This window comes from Streptomyces sp. NBC_01077, from assembly GCF_045162855.1.
In the GTDB taxonomy this organism is placed as follows: domain Bacteria; phylum Actinomycetota; class Actinomycetes; order Streptomycetales; family Streptomycetaceae; genus Streptomyces.
On sequence record NZ_CP108669.1, the window covers coordinates 8,224,775 to 8,245,404 of the forward strand.

General features: G+C 71.1%; 18 protein-coding genes. 15 read left to right on the forward strand and 3 right to left on the reverse strand.

Annotated elements, in window-relative coordinates; translation table 11 throughout:
* Positions 1–20: 20 nt before the first annotated feature.
* Positions 21–683, reverse strand: a complete 663-nt coding sequence (locus OG462_RS37065; protein ID WP_406064696.1) for a ThuA domain-containing protein — start codon at positions 681–683, stop codon at positions 21–23.
* Between the two features lie 185 nt (positions 684–868).
* On the opposite strand from OG462_RS37065, the gene OG462_RS37070 reads away from it, so the two are divergent.
* The 8 genes from OG462_RS37070 (at position 869) to OG462_RS37105 (ending at position 10,478) form a co-directional block, all read left to right on the forward strand.
* The gene (locus OG462_RS37070) at positions 869–1,960 is read left to right on the forward strand and encodes a LacI family DNA-binding transcriptional regulator (RefSeq protein WP_406064698.1); all 1,092 of its coding nucleotides are present in this window, start codon (positions 869–871) and stop codon (positions 1,958–1,960) included.
* Between the two features lie 135 nt (positions 1,961–2,095).
* Entirely contained in the window at positions 2,096–3,406 is a 1,311-nt protein-coding gene (locus OG462_RS37075) for an ABC transporter substrate-binding protein (protein WP_406064700.1), read from the forward strand.
* 175 nt (positions 3,407–3,581) lie between these two features.
* Positions 3,582–4,478 (forward strand): carbohydrate ABC transporter permease, encoded by an 897-nt coding sequence (locus OG462_RS37080; protein ID WP_406064702.1) that lies wholly within the window; start codon positions 3,582–3,584, stop codon positions 4,476–4,478.
* Entirely contained in the window at positions 4,475–5,425 is a 951-nt protein-coding gene (locus OG462_RS37085) for a carbohydrate ABC transporter permease (protein ID WP_406064704.1), read from the forward strand. The genes OG462_RS37080 and OG462_RS37085 overlap by 4 nt, the downstream gene beginning before the upstream one ends.
* 24 nt (positions 5,426–5,449) lie before the next feature.
* Entirely contained in the window at positions 5,450–6,475 is a 1,026-nt protein-coding gene (locus OG462_RS37090; RefSeq protein ID WP_406064706.1) for a hydroxyacid dehydrogenase, read from the forward strand.
* 123 nt (positions 6,476–6,598) lie between these two features.
* Positions 6,599–8,617: a PQQ-binding-like beta-propeller repeat protein gene (locus OG462_RS37095; RefSeq protein ID WP_406064708.1), complete on the forward strand. Its 2,019-nt coding sequence runs from the start codon at positions 6,599–6,601 to the stop codon at positions 8,615–8,617.
* 2 nt (positions 8,618–8,619) lie between these two features.
* Positions 8,620–9,471 (forward strand): heparin lyase I family protein, encoded by an 852-nt coding sequence (locus OG462_RS37100; protein ID WP_406064710.1) that lies wholly within the window; start codon positions 8,620–8,622, stop codon positions 9,469–9,471.
* A 53-nt stretch (positions 9,472–9,524) separates the two neighbouring features.
* The gene (locus OG462_RS37105; RefSeq protein ID WP_406064712.1) at positions 9,525–10,478 is read left to right on the forward strand and encodes an ROK family protein; all 954 of its coding nucleotides are present in this window, start codon (positions 9,525–9,527) and stop codon (positions 10,476–10,478) included.
* On the opposite strand, the gene OG462_RS37110 is transcribed toward OG462_RS37105, so the two are convergent.
* Together OG462_RS37110 and OG462_RS37115 are read right to left on the reverse strand one after the other, a co-directional pair.
* Positions 10,479–11,453: an acetylxylan esterase gene (locus tag OG462_RS37110; RefSeq protein ID WP_406064714.1), complete on the reverse strand. Its 975-nt coding sequence runs from the start codon at positions 11,451–11,453 to the stop codon at positions 10,479–10,481. It abuts the gene before it with no gap.
* A gap of 169 nt (positions 11,454–11,622) precedes the next feature.
* Entirely contained in the window at positions 11,623–12,357 is a 735-nt protein-coding gene (locus tag OG462_RS37115) for a FadR/GntR family transcriptional regulator (RefSeq protein ID WP_406066862.1), read from the reverse strand.
* Between the two features lie 128 nt (positions 12,358–12,485).
* On the opposite strand from OG462_RS37115, the gene OG462_RS37120 reads away from it, so the two are divergent.
* The 7 genes from OG462_RS37120 (at position 12,486) to OG462_RS37150 (ending at position 20,602) form a co-directional block, all read left to right on the forward strand.
* Positions 12,486–14,072, forward strand: a complete 1,587-nt coding sequence (locus OG462_RS37120; RefSeq protein WP_406064716.1) for an ABC transporter substrate-binding protein — start codon at positions 12,486–12,488, stop codon at positions 14,070–14,072.
* A gap of 66 nt (positions 14,073–14,138) precedes the next feature.
* On the forward strand, positions 14,139–15,089 hold the full coding sequence (locus OG462_RS37125; RefSeq protein ID WP_406064718.1) for an ABC transporter permease: 951 nt from the start codon (positions 14,139–14,141) through the stop codon (positions 15,087–15,089).
* A 3-nt stretch (positions 15,090–15,092) separates the two neighbouring features.
* Positions 15,093–17,060 (forward strand): dipeptide/oligopeptide/nickel ABC transporter permease/ATP-binding protein, encoded by a 1,968-nt coding sequence (locus tag OG462_RS37130; RefSeq protein WP_406064720.1) that lies wholly within the window; start codon positions 15,093–15,095, stop codon positions 17,058–17,060.
* Positions 17,057–18,076, forward strand: coding sequence for an oligopeptide/dipeptide ABC transporter ATP-binding protein (locus OG462_RS37135; protein ID WP_406064721.1), 1,020 nt, complete (start codon positions 17,057–17,059; stop codon positions 18,074–18,076). The genes OG462_RS37130 and OG462_RS37135 overlap by 4 nt, the downstream gene beginning before the upstream one ends.
* Positions 18,073–19,002, forward strand: a complete 930-nt coding sequence (locus tag OG462_RS37140; protein WP_406064723.1) for a dihydrodipicolinate synthase family protein — start codon at positions 18,073–18,075, stop codon at positions 19,000–19,002. Before OG462_RS37135 ends, OG462_RS37140 begins: the two co-directional genes overlap by 4 nt.
* Entirely contained in the window at positions 18,999–19,901 is a 903-nt protein-coding gene (locus OG462_RS37145; RefSeq protein WP_406064725.1) for an ROK family protein, read from the forward strand. The genes OG462_RS37140 and OG462_RS37145 overlap by 4 nt, the downstream gene beginning before the upstream one ends.
* A complete protein-coding gene (locus tag OG462_RS37150) occupies positions 19,898–20,602 on the forward strand; it encodes an N-acetylmannosamine-6-phosphate 2-epimerase (RefSeq protein ID WP_406064727.1) in 705 nt (234 codons plus the stop codon). The genes OG462_RS37145 and OG462_RS37150 overlap by 4 nt, the downstream gene beginning before the upstream one ends.
* Positions 20,603–20,630 lie beyond the last annotated feature (28 nt).

Consider the following 20,630-nt stretch of genomic DNA (forward strand, 5'->3'; position numbering starts at 1 on the left):
GACCGGCCGCGCACGCCGCGCTAGCGGCCCGCGGCCCAACGGAGGGCGCCGGAGAGGTGGGCGCGGAAGGCGGGGGACGCGTACGACTCCGGGGTGTGGCCGAGGGCCGTGAAGAAGAACCGGCCGCCGGCCTTCTCGTGGCACCAGGAGAGCGGATGGTCGGCGCCGTGCGTGCCGCCGGTGTACGTGGACTCGTCCGCGCGCAGCAGGACGTGGACGTCCGCGTCGCGCGGGGGCGAGGTGAAGTCGTACCACTCGTCGGTCCAGGCCCATTCCGCGGGCAGGTGCGCGGTCGCCGGGTGCGCGGGGTCCTCCACGTGGACCAGACCGGGCTGCAGCGGGGGGTGGCCCGCGAAGCGGGTGCCGAGCAGGTCGCCGTAGAACGGCCAGTCGGGCTCGGCGTTGGCTGCCGCGTGGACGGCGAGGAGCCCGCCGCCGCGCCGTACGTATGCCTCCAGGGCCGAGCGGCCCTGGTCGGTGAGGACCGACCCGGTGGTGGACAGGAGGACCACGGCTGCGCACCGCTCCAGCCGTTCCGCCGTGAACATCTCAGGATCGTCCGTCGCCTCTGCCTCGAGTCCACCCTCCCGGCTCAGCTCGACGAACGCGTCCGCGCCCGTCGGGATGGAGTCGTGGCGATAGCCGGCGGTACGTGTGTAGACGAGGACGTCCGAGGTCGGCACGGGTTCCCTTCCGTGGAAAGCGCTTTCTGTTCGACTGTAGCCACCGGTTCCGCCTCGCTGCAAGAGGCCCGCTGTGCGGGACTGCCGGTCGATGTCGGCATCGGCACGTGTCATCACTTGGTTGATACCTTTCACTTGTCGAGTGAAAGCAAATGGCTTCGCTCACGATGAGAGGGGGCACGTGAGTGCTGGCTGAAGAGCGGCGTGAGGTGCTCCTGCGCCTGGTCGAGCGCCGGGGTGCGATCAAGGTGAAGGACGTGGCGGAGGAGATGGGGGTCTCCGCGGTCACCGTGCGCCAGGACGTCCGGGAGCTGGCGGGCCGGGGGCTGGTGGTCCGTGTGCACGGAGGTGCCATGTCGCCGACCGCGGCGCAGGCGGCCGACGTGGCCGGCCCTGCCGCTCCCCGGCCCGCGATGCGGCAGGGGGATTCCTTCGGGCTGATCGTCCCGCCGGGCGGCTACTACTACCCCGAGATCATCCGAGGGGTGCAGGACGCGGCGCGCACGCACGGAGTGCGCATTGTGCTCGCGGTTTCCGGCGAGACGCTGACGGACAACCGGGAGCAGGTGCGACGGCTGATCGCGGCGGGCGTCGACGGTCTGCTGCTGATGCCGCGCGCCGGACTCGAACCCGTGGACCTGGCCGAGGAGTGGCTGGCCGGGCTCGAGGTACCGGTCGTCCTCGTGGACCGCAGGGCCGGTACGCAGGCCGGGCGGCTGGAGCAGGTGGCGTCGGACCACGCCCATGGCGCGGGCCTGGCGGTCCGGCACCTTGCCGAGCTGGGGCACGAGCGGATCGCTCTGGTCGCCCGGACGGAGAGCCCCAACACCCCTTTGATCCGCGAGGGTTATGAGGCGGCCTGCCAGGCCCTGGGGCTGACGGCGGGCCCGGAATACGGCATCGACCCGACCGACGGACCGATGTCGGCCGAGTGGTTCGAGGAGCTCGCAGGGGCGGTCGAGGCAGGTGACGTCCGGGCCGCCCTGGTCCACAACGACCTCGATGCCGTCGCCATGGTCGGCCTCCTCCAGGCGCGCGGCCTGCGCGTTCCGGGGGATCTGGCGATCGTGACGTACGACGACGAGGTCGCCGAGCTGAGCGATGTGCCGCTCACGGCTGTGGCGCCGCCCAAGAGGGCCGTCGGGGCTTGGGCGGTCGACCTGATGAGGCGGCGACTCGCCGAGCCGACCGCACCTCTGGCCGAGCTGCTGCTCCGCCCGGAGCTGCGTGTGCGGGACTCCAGCGGGGCCTCCCTCGCAGCCGGCAGGCGCGCGTAGAACGCGAACAGGGGGCCGCCATCACATCCCTTCGATTTCTTTCGTTATCTATCGAATGAAGCTTCAGGCATTGACGAAGCATGTTTGCTGACGAATGATTCCGGTCAACGCCCCAGCGAACGATCGGTGCACATCATGCTTCGCAGAACCACGGCCGCCCTGGCAGGCTCCGTCACAGCTCTCGCCCTGCTCGCCACCGCCTGCGGTGGAGGAGCGGATCAGGGTGCTTCACCGACCGCCGGGAAGACCGGCGAGGTCACCTTCTGGTCGTTCGTCAAGGGTTCCGACAAGGTGGCTGCGGCCTTCAACCGCAGCCACCCCGACATCAAGGTGACCTTCGAGACGGTTCCGTCGGGCCAGGAGTACTACTCGAAGCTCACCAACGCCGTGAAGGCCGGCACCGCGCCGGACGTCGCGGTGGTCGAGTACCCGCACCTGCCGGAGTTCGCGGCCCAGGGCAAGATCGAGGACCTGACCGACACGCTCGGCCCGGTGGTGAAGGACCGGTTCCCCGAGGCGGCGCGGCAGCTGGTCGACCTCGGTGACAGGACGTGGGCCGTCCCGCGCGACGCGGCGCCCCTGACGATGATGTACCGCAAGGACTTCTTCACCCGGCACGAGATCGACGTCCCCACCACGTGGGACGCGTACCGGAACATGACCGAGCAGGTGAGGAAGGCGGACCCCGCCGCCCGCGGCGGCGTCCTGTACACCGACAACCCCGGGCTTCTGGAGGCCCTTTCCTGGCAGGCCGGTGGCCAGTGGTTCGCGGCCGGGAAGGACTCCTGGAAGGTCACCGTCGACGACGGTCCGTCGAAGAAGGTCGCCGCCTACTGGGGCGACCTCGCCCGCAAGGACCTCGTCCGCTCGCTGAGCCAGCTGGACCCCTTCTGGACGAGCGTCCAGAAGGGCCGGACCGTCGCCTACGTGTGCGCCAGCTGGTGCGCCGGAGCGCACCAGGCGACCGTCCCCGACCAGAAGGGCAAGTGGGCCGTGGCGCCCGTGCCCACCTGGGACGGCAAGCCGGCCTCGGGCATGTACGGAGGTTCGTCCTTCGTGATCCCGAAGGGGTCCGACAACAGCGGGGCCGCCGCCGAGTTCATCAAGTGGATCACCACTGACCCCGAGGGCATGAAGGCGTGGGTGTCGTCCGGCACCAGCAGCCTGTTCCCCGCCGACCCGAAGCTGGTGCCGGTCACGAAGGCGGCCTTCAGGACCGACTACTTCGGCGGGCAGGACGTCTACTCCCTCATGGCGCGGTCCTACGACGCCATCCGGCCCGGCTGGACGTGGGGCCCGGTCATGGGCGCCACCAACACCGCCATCGTGGACCAGCTCCCGAAGGTCGCCGACGGCTCGGTGACCCTGCCCGGTGTCCTCGCCACCGCCGAGCAGGCCACGATCGCGCAGATGAAGCATCGAGGCCTGGCGGTCACCGCTCCGTAGGAGCCCGCAGCCCGCAGCCCGCAGCCCGCAGCCCGCAGCCCGCAGCCCGGAGCCCGGAGCCGGAAGCCCGTAGCTCGCAGCCCGGAACGCGGAGAGTCGGCCCCGCCCGTGCGGCGGGCCGACCCCCGGCTCCCTCCCGCACCCGCTCACCCCGCCCCACCCAAGGAAGGCCGGTATGGCAAGCCCATCCGCCCGAGGACAGCGCCGGACCGCCGCACTGCTCCTCACACCGTTCTTCGGCCTGTTCGCGGCCGTCACCCTCGCCCCGCTGCTGTACGCGGCATGGCTGAGCCTGTTCACCACCCGCACCTCCGGCCTCGGGTTCGGCGGCACCGAAAACGTCTTCACCGGGCTGAGCAACTACGCCCGAGCGCTCTCCGACGAGGCGTTCCGCGACGGGTTCCTCGTCATCGCCGCGTACTGCGCGATCTACATCCCCGTGATGATCGGCGGATCGCTGGTCCTGGCCCTGCTGCTCGACTCGGGTCTGGCCAAGGCGCGTTCGTTCTTCCAGCTGGCGCTGTTCCTGCCGCACGCGGTGCCGGGGCTGATCGCCGCGCTGATCTGGGTGTACCTCTACACCCCCGGCCTGAGCCCGGTGATCGACTTCCTGGAATCCGGCGGCATCGACATCAACTTCCTGTCGGTCGACAACGCCGTGTTCTCCGCGGCCAACATCGCCGTCTGGGAGTGGACCGGCTACAACATGGTCATCTTCTACGCGGCTCTCCAGGCGGTGCCCCGCGAGACCCTGGACGCGGCGAAGGTCGACGGCGCCGGCGCCGTGCGGACGGCACTGTCCATCAAGGTCCCGATGATCAGCCCCGCGATAGCGCTCGCCGTACTGTTCACCGTCATCGGCTCGATCCAGCTCTTCACCGAGCCGAAGGTCATCTACAACGCCTCCAGCGCGATCGGCAGCAGCTGGACCCCCAACATGTACGTCCAGACGGCCGCCTTCCAGAACAACGACTTCGGCCTGGCGGCAGCCGCCTCACTGCTGATCGCCCTGTTCGCCGCGGTGCTGTCGTTCGCCGTCACCCGTATCTCACGCCGCGGGAGCAAGCCGTGACCAAGTCCTCCACACTCGATGCACCGGCCCCCACACCCGTGACATCGTCGTCGTCCGGCCGCCGGCCGGCGCCGCGCAGACACAAGGGCGCCGGGAAGTCATCGTCCGTCCTGCTGTCCAAGGCCGGGGTCACGGCGATGCTGGGCCTCGCCACCCTCTACACTCTGCTGCCGCTGACCTGGCTGCTGCTGTCCTCCACCAAGAGCCGCGAGGACCTGTTCGGTACGAACGGCTTCGCGCCCGGCGACGAGATCCACCTCGCCGACAACCTCGGGCACCTGTTCACGGCGGACGACGGCATCTATCTGCGCTGGCTGCTCAACACGGTGCTGTACGCGGGTGTCGGTGCCCTGCTGGCAGCGGTGTTCAGCGTCGCCGCCGGCTACGCGTTCGACAAGCTCGCCTTTCCCGGCAAGGAGCGCCTGTTCTCGCTCGTGCTGCTCGGCGTGATGGTGCCCGGCACGGCGATGGCGATCCCGCTGTACCTGCTCGCCGCCAAGGCCGGCCTGGTGAACACGTTCTGGGGGGTGTTCCTCCCCGGACTGGTCTTCCCGTTCGGCGTGTACCTGGCCCGGGTCTTCAGCGCTTCCCATGTGCCGGACGAGGTTCTCGAAGCGGCGCGGATGGACGGGGCCAGTGAGTTCCGGACCTTCTGCCGCATCGCGTTCCCGATGATCGCGCCCGGTTTCGTCACCATCTTCCTCTTCCAGTTCACCCAGATCTGGAACAGCTTCTTCCTGCCCCTGGTGATGCTGTCCGACCAGGACCTCTACCCGGTCAACCTCGGCCTGTACGTGTGGTATTCGTCCGCGCTCACGCAGGGCCACCCCGAGGACTACCTGCTGGCCGTCGTCGGCTCACTGGTGGCCGTGGCCCCGCTCATCGCCGTCTTCCTGATGCTCCAGCGGTTCTGGAAGTCCGGCATGACCGCCGGCGCCGTCAAGTAGGCCGCCACCGTGAGGAATCCATCCATGCGCCCGACCCCGACCGCGACGCCGACCACCCGCCCCCGCGCCCTGTTCGCCATGGGCCGGCGTCACCGGGACGCGCTGTTCGCACCCGCCGAGATCCAGCGCCTGACGGCGTACGTCGACATCGACCCGGACCACGTCGCCGAGAACCTCACCGAGGACCCGGCCCTGGAGGACGTGGAGATCCTGATCACGTCCTGGGGCTGTCCCGTCCTCGACGAGGAGGTCCTGGCACGGGCACCGGCTCTGAAGGCGGTCGTCCACGCGGCGGGCAGCGTCAAGCACCATGTGACACAGGCGTGCTGGGACCGGGGGCTGGCCGTGTCCTCGGCCGCCGCGGCCAATGCCGTTCCCGTCGCCGAGTACACGGTCGCCGCGATCCTCTTCGCCAACAAGCGGGTCCTCGACATCGGCGGCCTCTACCGCGACCACCGCGCGGCCCTCGACTGGTCCGGGCGATTCCCCGGCTTCGGCAACTACCGCCGGACCGTGGGACTGGTCGGCGCGTCCCTCGTGGGCCGCAAGGTCCTCGAACTGCTGCGGCCCTACGACCTCGACCTGCTCCTCGCCGACCCCCACGTCGACGCCGCACAGGCCGCGGAGCTGGGCGCCCGCCACGTGGACCTCGACGAACTCGTCGCCCACTCGGACGTCGTCTCCCTGCACGCACCGGCACTGCCGGAGACGGATCACCTGCTGGACGCGCGGCGTCTCTCGCTGATGCGGGACGGCGCCACGCTCATCAACACAGCACGCGGGTCCCTCGTCGACACCGAGGCCCTCACCGCCGAGGCCGTCACCGGACGTATCCGCGCGGTCATCGACGTCACCGAACCGGAGGTGCTCCCCGCCACCTCACCGCTCTACTCCCTGCCCAACGTCCTCCTCACCCCGCACATCGCCGGCTCGCTCGGCGGCGAACTCCACCGGATCACCAGCAGCGCCCTCGACGAGGTCGCGCGCTACTGCTCCGGAGAACCGTTCGCGCACGCCGTGCACCACGCCGCCCTCGCGACGTCGGCCTGACACGTCCGGCCCTCCCCGGATTCCGTCGATCCGGGGACCGGCCGGCCCCGCCGTGAGTTCCCCACCACGGCGCTTGCTCCTTCCCGCTCCGTGTCCCCGCACAACGACCCAAGGAGTCCCCCCATGCAGCACTCTCCGTCGATGGGCAGGCGTCAGCTGCTCGTGGCAGGCGGTGCCCTCGGGCTCGCCGCAGCCGCGGCCCCGCTGCTCACGGCACCGGCGCAGGCCACGTCCCACGGCCCCTGCACCCGCATCACCGATCTCGGCCCCGGCATCGAGCAGTTCGCGCTCATGAGCGCGATCCAGGTCGGCGACACCGTCTACATCGGCTCCCGCAACCTCGAACCGACCCGGGTGATCGCCTTCCACCTGCCGACCCGCAAGGTGACCGCGCAGACCGTGCTCGGCACGGGACACTCGATTCAGGCGCTCGCCGCGGACTCCACCGGCAGGTACCTGTACGCGGGCATCCTGACGAAGGCCGACGAGGGCAGGCCGAACCTCTTCCGCTGGGACCTGACCACGCCGGACAAGCCCGCCGTGGCGGTCGGCCGGACCGAGGACCGCGACATCCGCGATCTCGCCGTCGCCCCGGACGGCACCGTGTACGCCGTCGGCGGCGTGCCGGGGAAGGCGCCCGCCCTGTGGATGTACGACCCGGCCACCGGCGCGGTGACCAAGCTCGGCATCCCCGACCCGAAGGCCACCCTGGCCAGGACCGTCGCCGCCACGGACACCGCCGTCTTCTTCGGAGCCGGCAGCACCCTGGCCGGCGGAGACGGGGCGAGCAAGGCGTCGCTGTACGCGTACGACCGGTCGGCGGGCACCTTCACGAACGTCACCCCGCCGGAGATGGAGAAGGACCCCAGCCTGCGCGAACTCCTCGTCGTCGGTGACCGCCTCGTCGTCAGCACAGCGGGCTCGACCGAGCCCGCGAAGCTGGCCGTGATGGACCTCGCCGACCTCTCCTCGTACACCGTGACGCCCTCCACCGGCAAGGTGGTCAAGAACCTGACCGCGAACGGCGACACGATCTACTTCGCCACCGATGCGGGTCTGCACTCCTACTCGACGGCGACCGAGGTCGTCGCCCCCGTCGCGTTCGACGGCGACCTCGGCGAGATCTGGGGCCTGGACCACGTCGACGGCACACTGACCGCCGTCTCGGGTTACGGCTTCGTCGCCGAGATCGACGTGGCCGCCGGTACGTCCGTCGTCACCGAACTCGGTCCGGCAGGCGCACCCGTCAGTGCTCAGACCGGCATGGGAATCGCCGCCGACCACCGGTACGTCTACGTGGGCGGCAACAACGGCATCGCCCGCCACGACCTGCGCAACGGGAAGGTGGTCAACCTCCGCGCGCCCGGCGAGGCGAAGGACGCCGTGGTGTTGAACGGCGTGCTCTACACCGGCCAGTACAGCTCGCAGGGCATGTGGACGTACGACCCCACGCGCGACGAGCAGCCCCACCAGCTGGCGGCGTTCCCGAGCGAACAGAACCGTCCGCTCGACGTCTGCCACGACACGGTCAACGGGCTCCTGCTGGTCGGCGCGCAGTCCGACACCGAGGGCGGCGGCTCCCTGTGGACCTACTCCCTGAAGACCGGTGAGAAGGCCGCCCACATCAACCCGGTCGACGGGAACCAGCTGGTGCGTGCCGTCGCCACCCGGGACGGCGTCGCGTACCTCGGCGGTGACAATCCCACCACCCAGGGGCCGCGCGGCACGCTCGTCGCCTTCGACCCGGTCGCCGGGCGGGAGCTGTGGCGCATCGATCTCCCCGCCACCCTGACCACGGGAGTGGCCGCGCTGGCGGTGCACGGCCGGCACCTGTACGGACTCACGCGGAAGGGCGGCTTCTTCGTCGTCGACGTCACGATCCGCCGGGTGATCCACACCGCCGACCACCGGGCCCTCTGCCCCGGCTTCGCGGCCATGGTCACCAGCCGCGGCATCGTCTACGGCGTCTCCGACACCACCCTCTTCCGCTTCGATCCCAAGACGTTCGCCGTCAGCACCGTCGTCCCCGAGATCAACGGCGCCTGGTACAGCGGTCCGCACGTCAACGCCGACAGCCGGGGCCTGCTCTACACGATGCGCGGCCACAACCTCGTCCGTATCGAAGACAGGCCGGTGATCTGACCATGGAGAAGTCGACGAGGCGGTCGATCATCGCAGTGGCGGCGGCGGGGGCGCTCACCCTCGCGGGCCTGGCCACCGCGCAGGCAGGGCAGGAAGGCGTGAGCCGGGCTTCGGGGGGATCCTGCAGCACGAGCAGCGGCTCCTCGACCCTGCTGACCGTCAACTACAGGAACGGCACACTGAACTCCGGCATTCCGGACCTGACCACGACGCACGCGACCGCGGCCGACGCGTCGTACGTCGTCGACGCAGGCGAGGACCACGCCGTCGCGCACAAGGTGACCCTGGGCGATCCCGGCTACGTCTCCGACGGCGCCCCGCGCAGCGAGAGCGCCACGAACGAAGTCCACGAGGGGAAGTTCGTCGTGGGCGACGAGCAACGGTACGAGTTCAGCGTCCTGTTGAAGGACTGGAAGACCTATGAGCCCGGGGACTCCGAAACCGGCGACATCATCTTCCAGGGGAAGCACGCCGGCGGAAACCTTCCCTCCTTCTACCTCATGACCAAGCGGAACAGCATCGCGTTCCGGTCGCCGACCCTCGACCTCCAGTCCACCGTGGTCGGCGACTTCCGCCCGCACCTCGGTGCGTGGATGCACTTCCGCGTGGACGTGAGCTGGACGGACGACAACACCGGCTACTACAAGGTCTCCACCCGGATGCCCGGCGAATCGCAGTTCACACTGCGTCAGGCGTACGAGGGCGTGAAGACCTTCCACCCCGTGAACCCGGCGGATTTCGGCTACATCAAGTGGGGTCTCTACCGCCCCGGCCAGACACTCGAAAAGGGAGACGTACCGACGCGCGTCGTCTATCACGACGACATCCGCATCCTGGACATCTCCCAGGGATGAGCCAGCCCACCCTGTGGTCGGACCCACTGGAAGTCACCAGTGAGAGTGTTCCCGTGAGACATGTCATCGCCCTCGACGTCGGCAGCACCGTCATGACGGCAGCTCTTGTCGGTCTGGACGGGTCGTTCTTGTACGAGGCGCGGCGGGCCACCGGGCGCGAAGGCGGGCCCGACGCCGTCGTGGAGTCGATCCTCGGCTTCGCGAAGGAGCTGCGTGCCCACGGACAGACCCGCTTCGGTACGGTGGCGGAGGCCGCCGGGGTCGTCGTGCCCGGCATCGTCGACGCGGAGCAGGGCGTCGCCGTCCGATCCGCCGACCTCGGCTGGCGGAACCTCCCGCTGCGGGGGCTGCTCAGCCAGAGGCTCGGGCGGATCCCCGTCGTGCTCGGGCACGACGTGCGCACCGGCGGCCTCGCCGAGGGCCGCATCGGGGCGGGCCGGGGCACCGGCCGCTTCCTGTTCGTGTCACTCGGTACCCGCATCGCCGGTGCGATCGGCATGGACGACGGCATCGAGGCCGGTGCCCGCGGCTGCGCCGGCGAGATCGGCCACATCGTCGTACGACCCGGCGGCCCGGTGTGCGGCTGCGGCGGGCGTGGCTGCCTGGAGGCCGTGGCCTCCGCAGCCGTGGTCGGTCGTGCCTGGGCCACCGCGAGCGGCGACCCCGCCGCCGACGCCGCCGGCTGCGCCCGGGCCGTCGAGGCGGGCGACGACACCGCGTCCGGGGTGTGGCGGGCGGCGGTCGACGCCCTCGCCGACGGCCTGGTCACCGCGCTGACGGTGCTGGATCCCGGCACGCTGATCATCGGCGGCGGCCTCGCCGAGGCCGGCGACACCTTGTTCACACCCCTACGCGCGGCAGTGGCGGAACGGGTCACGTTCCAGAAGCTGCCCGCGATCGTCCCGGCGGCCCTCGGGGACGCCGCCGGGTGTGTGGGCGCGGGCCTGCTCGCCCGGGACCTGCTGCCTCTCCGGCCGTGGCCGGAGAGGCAGGGGGGCGGCGGGTGATCAGCCGATGCGGTCACGCACGAAGGCGAGTTGGACCTGCTCGTGCATACGGCCGCCGCCCTCGTGGCCGTTGAAGGGGTACACCTCGACCGACTTCTCCGCGGCGTACCGGTGATAGGCGGTGAAGCAGGTGGAGGGCGGGCAGATCGGGTCCATCAGTGCGATCGAGAAGAGCGCGGGCGCGTCCGCCCTGGCCGCGAAGTGCATGCCGTCGAAGTAGGACAGGGTGGTGAACACCTGCTCGGCGCGGTCGCGGTGGAGGGCGAGATACTGGGCGATCTCGGTGTACGGCGGCTCCGGCGCGATCTCGGCGCCGCGCCGGATGTGGCACAGGAACGGCACGTCCGGCATCACGCCGGCCAGACCGGGCACGAGTCCGGCGACGGCGAGGGCTATGCCGCCGCCCTGGCTGAACCCGGTGACGACGATCCGGGCCGGGTCGACCATCGGCAGGCGGCGGGCCGCCTCGGTCCACCGCACGGCGTCGGTGAACAGCCGCCGGTAGTAGTGCGCCTGGGGGTCGTGGATGCCTCGGGTGAGGAAGCCGGGGACGGTGCCACTCGTGCCCGGTGCCGGGTCGTCGGTGGCTCCGGGGGCGGCGGACCAGCCCTGGCCGCGGGTGTCCATGAGGAAGTGGGCGTGTCCGGCGGCCGGATGGAGCAGGTTCTCGTGGGGCAGGCCGCGACCGCGGCCGTATCCGAGGAATTCGACGACGCACCCCAGAGGCCCGGTCGCGCCGGACGGGACGCGCAGCCAGCCACGTACCGGCCGGCCGTCGAATCCGGCGACGGTCACGTCGTACGTGTCGATCAGTGTCAGGCCGTTGTGGACCGGGCGGAGCTCCGGAGTGGTGCCCACGGTCGCGACGGCGGTCGCGGCGAGAGTGCGGGACCAGAAGGCATCGAAATCGGCCGGCGCCGGCAGCTCGGGCCGGTATGCCAGGCACTCCTCGAGAGTCAGATCGGTCAGCGGCACGGATGCCTCCTCGGTGCTGGGATCAGACGTACGATGTCTGATGTCCCGTGACTCTAAGGAGCGCTGCGCCGGCCGGTCAAGGCCGGTCGAGGAGCGGCCCGCAAGTGGGACGGCGCCCGCCCGGATCTGTCCGGGCGGGCGCCGTCGTGGCGGTCGAGGCTGCGGGGGATCAGGCCGTGATGTCGCCCGTCCGGCTCCGGGCGGCGGCGAGTCGGCGCCGCACCGGGGCGTAGTGGTCGGCGACGGCGGCGACGAAGGCGACAGGGTCGCCTGCGCGCGCCGCCTCGACGATCCGGCGGTGGACGTCCACGGTCACCTTCTCGTCCTCGATGGTCATCAGGTTCAGATGGGGCGAGACGATCGAGTAGACGTCCCAGAACGCGAGCGTCAGCTGACTGACCAGCTCGTTGCCGAGCGGCTCCACGAGCAGCGCGTGGAAGGCCCGGTCCGAGGACACGAATCCGTCGCCGCCGCCCGCACCCTGTCGTTCCATCTCGGCGACCAGTCCGTCGAGCGTGTCGAGGTGCTGCGGGCTCAGCGCGCCGATGATGCGTTCGGCGTTGCCGCGCTCGAAGAGTTCCCGTACGTCGACGAGGTCCGCGTACACCTGGAAGTCGTCGTCCGGGCTCAGCATGCCGCGGAAGGTCATGGATTCGACCAGTGCGGAGAGGCTCAGTCGGCCCACGTACGTGCCGTGGCCATGGCGCACTTCGACGATGTCGAGCGCGGCCAGGGTCTTGACCGCCTCGCGGACGCTGGAGCGACTCGCGCTCAGCGCGATGCAGAGCTCGGCCTCGGTCGGCAGGGGATCGCCGGGCCGCATGCGGTTGTCGAGCATGTAGCGCTTGATCTCCTCCGCGACCTCCTTGCGGAGCGACGCGCGCCCCCGGCGCGTTTCGGAAATCTCAGGACTGGCCACCTATTGACCCCTCTCCCTCGTCCAGCTAGGTTCACACGCTATCAAGCCATCGGACATCAGACGTCTGAACTTTAGGCTCTTCCCCGAGTGAACGTTGCCCCTAGGAGGACCCCGTGTCGCAGCGGACACCCGCAGGATTCAACCGCCGCAGTTTCCTGCGCTACACCGGAGCCGTCGGCGCGGCAGCCATGCTGACCGGCACTCTCGCCGCGTGTGGCGGTCCCGCCTCCACCGGTTCCACCGCCGGTTCGGGCAGCAGCTCCATCGAGGCAGGGATCTCGTACGCGCTCTCCACGGGATTCGACCCGATGACGGCGTCCGGTGCCACCCCCGTCGCCGCGAACACACACGTCTTCGAAGGGCTCGCCGACCTCGACCCGGCCACCCTGGTCGCCCGTCCCGCGCTTGCCACCGCCCTGCCGACGAAGGTCGACGCGACCACCTATCGGGCGACCCTGCGGGCCGGTGCCACCTTCCACGACGGCTCGCCGGTGACCACCGAGGACGTGGTCTTCAGTTTCGAGCGCATCCTCGACCCGAAGAACGCCTCGCTGATGGCGCAGTTCCTGCCCTTCCTCGACGAGGTGAAGGCCGTCGACGCCTCGACGGTCGAGTTCAAGCTCAAGTACGCGTTCGACCTGTTCCCGTCCCGGGTCACCGTCGCGAAGATCGTCCCCAAGAAACTGGTGCTGGCCGACCCCAAGGGGTTCGACGCCAAGCCCGTCGGCTCGGGCCCGTACCGCCTGGTCTCCGCGACCAAGGAAGACAAGATCGTCTTCGAGGCGTACGACAAGTACAACGGCCGTGACAAGGCCAAGGTCAAGAACATGACCTGGCGTCTCATGTCGGACCCGGCCGCCCGGGTCAGCGCCCTGGAGTCCGGCCGGGTCCAGGCCATCGAGGACGTCCCCTACATCGACGCCGAGCGCCTCTCCGCAAAGGCCACCGTCGACTCCGTGCAGTCCTTCGGCCAGCTCTTCATGATGTTCAACACCGCGCAGAAGCCCTTCGACGACAAGCGGGTCCGTCAGGCCCTGCACTACGCGCTCGACGTCGACAAGATCATCAGCACCGCGATGATGGGCAACGGAACCGCCGCGCAGGGCTACCTGCAGACGACCCACCCCGACTTCCACAAGGCCTCCACCGTCTACACCTACGACCCGGCGAAGGCGAAGAAGCTGCTCGCCGAGGCGGGCGCGACCAACCTCTCCATCGAGCTGCTCACCACCGACACCGGCTGGGTCAAGGACATCGCCCCGCTGATCAAGGAGAGCCTCGACGCGGTCGGCGTGAAGACCACGCTCGACATCGGCCAGTCCTCCGCCCAGTACGGGAAGGTCGACAAGGGCCAGTTCCAGGTCCTCGTCGCACCGGGCGACCCGTCCGTCTTCGGCAACGACGTCGACCTGCTGCTGCGCTGGTTCTACGAGGGAACCTGGCCGACCAAGCGGTACCGCTGGGCCGGCAGCGCGCCGGACAAGCAGGTCCGCGCCCTGCTGGACCAGGCCGCCCGCAGCTCCGACGCGGCCGAGCGCAAGCGGCTGTGGGGGCAGGTGACCGACATCGTCGCCGACGAGGCGCCCCTCTACCCGATCCTGCACCGCAAGCTGCCCACCGCCTGGAACGACAAGGCGCTGCCGGGCTTCGCCCCGCTGCCCACCACCGGTATGTCGTTCCTCGACGTCGGCCGCGACTGACCGGGTCCGGGCCGGCCCGTCCCCCCGGGTCGGCCGGGTTCCCCTCCAACCCCTAGGAACCGAAAGATGGTTGTCCTCCTCCGGCTCGCGTTGCGCCGCATCGCGATCATGCCGGTGATGATCCTCGGCATCACCCTGCTGGTCTTCGTGGTGCTGCAGTTCTCTCCCGCCGACCCCGCGTTCAACGCACTCGGCGAAGGTGCCACCCCCGAAGCCCGCGCCGCATTCGCCGCGGAGCACGGGCTCGACGACCCGCTGCCCCTGCGGTACGTGGACTTCCTCGGCCAACTGCTGCGCGGCGACCTCGGCGTCACCATGCCGCCGAGTCAGCCCGTCGCCGACCGGATCGCGATCGCGCTCCCCGTCACCATGCAGCTCACCGCACTGGGACTCGTCCTCGCGATCGTCCTCGCCGTCGCCATGGGTGTGACCGGCGCGGTCCAGCGCGACCGCTGGCCCGACCAGGTCACCCGGGTGCTGTCCATGGCCGGCATCGCGATTCCCTCCTTCTGGCTCGGTGTCGTACTCATCCAGCAGTTCGCCCTCAACACCCCCGTCTTCCCGACGGGCGGCTACGTCAACCCGGCCGAATCGTTCTCCGGGTGGCTGCGGGCGATGGCCCTCCCCGCGATCTCCCTGGCCATCCCCGTCGCCGCGTCGCTCGCCCGGCTGATCCGGACCTCGATGGTCGCCGAGCTCGACCGGGACTACGTCCGCACCGCGACGGGCAACGGTCTCCCGCGGTCGCTGGTCGTCCGAGGGGTGCTGCGCAACGCCCTGGTCACCCCGCTGACCGTGCTCGGCATCAAGGTCGGCTATCTCCTCAGCGGCGCCGTCGTCATCGAGACGATCTTCGACCTGCCCGGCATGGGCAAGCTGATCCTCGAAGGCGTCACCGGCGGCGACACGGCCCTCGTCCAGGGCACCGTGCTCACCATCGCCCTCGCGTTCCTGGTCGTCAACGTCGTCGTCGACCTCCTGTACCTGCTGGTCAACCCCCGTATCAGGACGGTGTGACGCATGTTCACAGGTCGCCTCGCCAAGAGGCTCTCCCGTCCCGGCATCCGCCTCCGCTCGCTGCCGGTCACGTCACGCATCGCCGTCGGCATCCTGCTGCTCGTCACCGTGGCCGCCGTTCTCGCGCCGCTGATCGCCTCCGACCCGCTGGCCACCGGCTCCCCGGTACAGCCGCCCGGCGCCGACCACTGGTTCGGCACCGACCGCGTCGGCCGCGACGTCTTCTCCCGGGTCGTCCACGGCGCCCGCTACTCGCTTCTCATCGGCCTCGGCGCCACCGCCCTCGCGGTGGTCGGCGGCGCGTTCCTCGGTGCTCTGGCCGCCACCTCGCGCAAGCTGGGCGACGAGTCGGTGATGCGCACGCTCGACGTCGTCATGTCCTTCCCGCCGATCGCGCTGGCCGCCGTGCTCGTGGCCGTGTTCGGGCCGAGTGTCCCCGTGATCGTCGGCAGCATCGCCTTCGTGTACGTGCCGTCCCTGGCGCGCGTCGTCCGCGCCAACGTCCTCGCCCAGTACGGCGAGGACTACGTGGCCGCCGAGAAGGTGATCGGCGCCCGGCGCGGCCACATCGTGCTGAGGCACGTCGCGGTCAACTGCGCCGCGCCCGTGATGGTCTTCGCGACCGTCCTGGTCGCCGAGGCGATCATCTTCGAGGCCAGTCTGTCCTTCATCGGCGCCGGCGTGCAGGACCCGGACCCCAGCTGGGGCAACGTCCTGTCCTACGGGCGGCAGATCCTGCTCTCCGGTGGCTGGTGGGCCACCTTCTTCCCCGGCCTCGTCCTGCTGGTGACCGTCCTGGCGCTCAACATCCTCTCCGAGGGACTCACCGATGCCTCGGCCGCTCCCAGGACGGGCCGCACGGAGGACGGGAACACCAAGCGGGAGGCGGCCCGTCCGGCGCCGGAGCCCCGCTCCCACGAGGAGGTCGACGCCGCGCTCGCCCGGCTCGCGGCGGTCGTCCGCGCCACCCCGCCGGCCACCCGGCCGGTGGCGGACGACGCCCCCGAGCTGCTCGTCGTGAAGGACCTCGCGATCCGTTTCCCGGACCGGTACGGCGACGTGAACGTCGTCGACGGCATCTCCTTCACCGTCCGTGAGGGCGAGACGCTCGGCCTGGTCGGCGAGTCCGGCTGCGGCAAGTCGATCACCAGCCTCGCCGTCATGGGCCTGCTCGCCCGCAACGCCGAGGTCTCCGGCACCATCGAGTACCGCGGCCGGAACCTGCTGACGATGGACCGCAAGGAACGGCAGACGCTCGCCGGACCCGAGATCGCGATGGTCTACCAGGACGCCCTGTCGTCCCTCAACCCGTCGATCCTGGTCGGCAAGCAGCTGCGTCAGCTCACCTCGCGCGGCGGCACCCGGACCCCCGCCGAGCTCCTGGAGCTGGTCGGCCTCGACCCGCGGCGCACGCTCAGCAGTTACCCGCACGAGCTGTCCGGCGGCCAGCGCCAGCGCGTCCTCATCGCCATGGCGCTCTCCCGAAGCCCCCGGCTCCTCATCGCCGACGAACCGACCACGGCCCTGGACGTCACCGTCCAGGCCCAGGTGGTGGAACTCCTCGTCCGGCTCCGCGACGAGCTCGGCTTCGCGATGGTCCTGGTCTCGCACGATCTGGCGCTCGTGGGCGACCTCTCCCACCGGGTCGCGGTCATGTACGCCGGACAGCTCGCCGAGGTCGGCGACACCCGGTCCGTGCTGCTCGCCCCCTCGCACCACTACAGCCGTGGTCTGCTCGGCTCGGTCGTCTCCCTGGAGGGAGGCGCGGAGCGGCTGCACCAGATCCACGGCGTGGTCCCCGCCCCGAAGCAGTTCGACGCCGGCTGCCGGTTCGCCTCGCGCTGCGATGCGGTCACGGAGCTCTGCCGTACGACGCCTCCGGAGCTGACCGACCTCGGCGGCCGGACCCACGGATTCGCCTGTCACCACCCGGCGATGGCCGTCGAGCACCAGAAGGAGGCCGTCCGATGATCCGCCTGGAGAACATCCACGTCCGGCACAAGGCGCGCGGCGGCGGACTGTTCCGCCACGACGCGGTCCACGCGCTGACCGATGCCTCGCTGGAGGTCGCCAAGGGCGAGATCCTCGGCCTGGTCGGCGAGTCCGGCTGCGGCAAGTCGACGCTGGCCCGCGTCCTGACCGGCCTTCAGAAGCCCACTGAGGGAACCGTGCACTTCCGCGGCGAGGACCTGTGGCAGATGCCCGGCGCCCGCCGTCGCAAGGAGTTCGGCGCCTCGGTCGGTGTGGTCTTCCAGGACCCGGCCACCGCGCTCAACCCGCGCATGTCCGTGGGGCGGATCCTCCGCGACCCGCTCGACGTCCACCGCCGCGGTACCGCGGCGGAGCGGGAGGAGCGGGTCGAGGAGCTGCTCGACCTCGTGGGCCTGCCCGGTCACACGCTCCGGGCCCTGCCCGGTCAGCTGTCCGGCGGCCAGCGCCAGCGGGTCGCCATCGCACGGGCGCTCGCCCTCGAGCCCGACGTCATCGTGGCCGACGAGCCGACCTCCGCGCTCGACGTCTCCGTCCGGGCCCAGGTCCTGAACCTGCTCGTCGACCTGCGTGCCCGGCTCGGCCTCGGCATGGTGTTCATCTCGCACGACATCCAGACGGTGCGTCACCTCTCCGACCGCCTCGCCGTGCTGTACCTGGGGCGGATCGTCGAGGAGGGCCCGGCCCGCGCCGTGTCGGCCGCGCCCACACACCCGTACACCGAGGCCCTGTTCTCCGCGACGCCGAGTCTGCTGGAGCACACCGAGCGGATCGTCCTGACCGGCCCGGTGCCCTCCGCCGTCAATCCGCCCAGCGGCTGCCCGTTCCGCACGCGCTGCTGGAAGGCGGACGACGACTGCGCGACCGACTTCCCAGCCGCGGGAAGCACCCCTGACGGCCACCGCTGGCACTGCGTCCATCCGCTGACGGACGACGCCCCGACTTCCTCCCTCCCCCGTTCCACATCCCCCGCACACATCGCCAGGAGCACGTCGTGAACGCCCGTACCCCCCGCTTCACCGGTGTCATTCCGCCCGTGGTCACCCCGCTGACCGCTGACGGCGACATCGACACCGCCTCGCTGGAGCGGCTTGTCGGCTTCCTCATCGAGGGCGGGGTGACCGGCCTCTTCGCCCTCGGCAGTTCCGGCGAGACCGCGTATCTGACCGACACCCAGAAGGACATCGTCGTCGACACGATCGTCGGCGCCGCCGGCGGGCAGGTCCCCGTCGTCGTCGGCACGATCGAGCAGACCACCAACCGCGCCGCCGAGCGCGCGGTGGCCGCCCACAAGAGCGGTGCGGACGCCGTCGTCGCGACCGCCCCCTTCTACACCCGCACCCACGAGACCGAGATCGACCGGCACTTCCGGCTCCTCGCCGACGCGGTGGATCTGCCGCTCCTCGCCTACGACGTGCCGGTCTGCGTCCACAGCAAGCTGTCGACCGACCTGGTGCTGCGGCTCGCCGCCGACGGGGTCCTCGCCGGCATCAAGGACTCCAGCGGCGACGACGTCGGCCTGCGCTACCTGTGCCTCGGGGCCCAGGAGCTGCCGGACTTCGCCGTGCTCACCGGCCACGAGGTCGTCGTCGACGCGATGCTGCTCGGCGGCGCCGACGGCGCCGTGCCCGGTCTGGGCAACGTCGATCCGCACGGCTACGTGCGACTGGACCGGCTGGCCGCGGCCGGCGACTGGGTGGCGGCGAAGGCCGAGCAGGACCGGATCGCCCGGCTCTTCGAGATCGTGACCGTCGCGGTTCCGGGCACCGCCTCCGCGACGGCGGGCGGTCTCGGCGCGTTCAAGACGGCACTGAAGGTCCGCGGCATCATCGACACCAACCTCGTCAGCCCGCCGATGCGCCCGCTGGACGAGGCGGAGACCGCGCGGATCGCGGAGATCCTGGAGCGGGCGGGCCTGCGATGAGCCTGGTCGCCGGAATCGACATCGGCGGCACGAAGACCGCCGCCGGTCTGGTCGACCCGAACGGCACCCTGATGCGGCGCCACACGCTGCCCACCCCGGCAGCGGACGGCCCGGAAGCCGTGGTCGCCGCCGCGGTGCGGGCCGTACGGGAGCTGGGCGAGCCGGTGGCGGCGGTCGGCGTCGGCAGCGCCGGCGTCGTCGATCCGACGGCCGGCCGGATCGTCTCGGCCACCGACGCACTCCCCGGCTGGGCCGGGACCGAGCTGCGCCGGGACCTGGAACAGGCGCTCGGCGTCCCCGTCTCGGTCGACAACGACGTCCACGCGCACGCCCTGGGCGAGGCGTGGCTCGGGGCCGCCGCCGGCCACCGCCATGTCCTCCTTGTCGCGGTCGGCACCGGGATCGGGGGCTCGCTCCTGATCGACGGCCGCGTGCACCACGGTGCCCGGTCGGTGGCGGGCCACGCCGGTCACGTCCCCGTGCCGTCGGCCGCCGGGGCGCCCTGCACCTGCGGCGGGACCGGACACGCCGAGGCGGTCGGCAGCGGCCCCGCGCTGCTCGCCGCGTACCTCCGGCGCGGCACCGCGCCCGCCGCCTCCGTGTCAGAGGTCTCCGCCCTGGCCTCGGCGGGCGACGCCGAGGCCCGTCGGGTGCTCGGGCTCGGTGCACGGGCCCTCGGGGAGGCTCTCGGCGGCATCGTGAACATGACCGACCCCGAGCTGGTGCTCGTCGGCGGTGGTGTCAGCGGCTGCGGCCCGGAATGGTGGGAGCCACTGCGGGAGGCCTTCGCCGCCGAACTCCTGCCGCCCTTGAGGGGCGTGGAGTTGCGGCCGGGGTCGCTCGGCGGCGACGCGGCCGTCCTCGGCGCGGCACGTCTCGCCCTGGAGGTTCTGCGATGAGCGGGCGTCCCACGGCCGGTACGGTCGTCGACCGTCTCCACGGCGCGCTGATCGTGTCCTGCCAGGCGTACCCGGGCGAGCCGATGCGCGACCCCGACACCATGCGCAGGGTGGCGCTGGCCGCCCGCGACGGCGGCGCGGCCGGCATCCGGGCCCAGGGCCTGGACGACCTCCGGGCCATCCGCGGTGCCCTCGACCTGCCGCTGATCGGGCTGTGGAAGGACGGGGCGGAGGGCGTGTACATCACTCCGACGGCCCGTCACGCGCTCGCCGTTCTGGAGGCCGGGGCGGACATCGTGGCTCTGGACGCCACGGACCGGCCCCGCCCGGACAGCCGGCCGGTGGCCGAGTCGATCGAGGCGGTGCGGGCCGCGGGCGGACTGGTGATGGCCGACGTGTCCACGTACGAGGAAGGGGTACGGGCCGCGGAGCTCGGCGCCGCTCTGGTGGGCACCACGCTGTCCGGCTACACCCCCGCCACGTACGGCCGCAAGGACGCGGGGCCGGACCTGGAGCTGGTGGAGCGTCTCGCGGGTTCGATCGGCGTGCCGGTCGTCGCGGAGGGACGCGTCCACACCCCCGCGCAGGCGGCGCGGGCCCTGGAGTGCGGCGCCCACGCCGTCGTCGTGGGGACGGCGATCACCCATCCCACCACCCTGACGGGGTGGTTCGTGGAGTCCTTGGGACACCGAGGGGCCTGAGCAGCCGTCGCCGGCGGACGGTCACGGG